This is a genomic window from Pseudomonas oligotrophica, from assembly GCF_021726475.1.
Classification (GTDB): Bacteria; Pseudomonadota; Gammaproteobacteria; order Pseudomonadales; family Pseudomonadaceae; genus Stutzerimonas; species Stutzerimonas oligotrophica.
On sequence record NZ_JAKJRU010000017.1, the window covers coordinates 1 to 551 of the forward strand.

The 551-nt window shown below is 66.2% G+C and carries 1 protein-coding gene; it reads right to left on the reverse strand.

Annotated elements, in window-relative coordinates:
- Positions 1-514: peroxiredoxin (locus L3N39_RS18860; protein WP_237258964.1), on the reverse strand; the 514-nt coding region annotated here is incomplete at its 3' end.
- Positions 515-551: the final 37 nt, after the last annotated feature.

The window sequence follows — 551 nt, forward strand, 5'->3', positions numbered from 1 at the left end:
CGTCGGACTGCAGGGCGTCGAGCACGCGCAGGACCTCGTCGACGTTGCGGCCGACCGAGCCCGCGGTGACCGACACGAACTGGATCTCGTTGTTCGGGTCGATGATGAAGGTGGCGCGATCGGCGACGCCGTCGGCGTTGAGGACGCCGGTGGCCTCGACCAACTCGCGCTTGAGGTCCGAGAGCATCGGGAAGGGGAGGGTCTTGAGGTCCTCGTGCTGGGCGCGCCACTGGAAGTGGACGAACTCCGAGTCGATCGAGGCGCCGAGCACCTGGGTGTCGCGGTCGGCGAACTCGTCGTTCAGCTTGCCGAAGGCGGCGATCTCGGTGGGGCAGCCGAAGGTGAAGTCCGTCGGCCAGAAGAAGACGCCGCGCCACTTGCCCGCGTGGTCGTCGCTGGTGACCGTGGTGAAGTAGTCGTCCGGCTGCTGCGCGTCGACCTTCGAGAGGTCGCCGCCGATGACGGCGGTGAGGTTGTAGGCCGGGAACTGGTCGCCGATGGTGAGCAGAGCCATGTGTGTACTCCTTCAATTCGGATTCATGTTGCGGGAG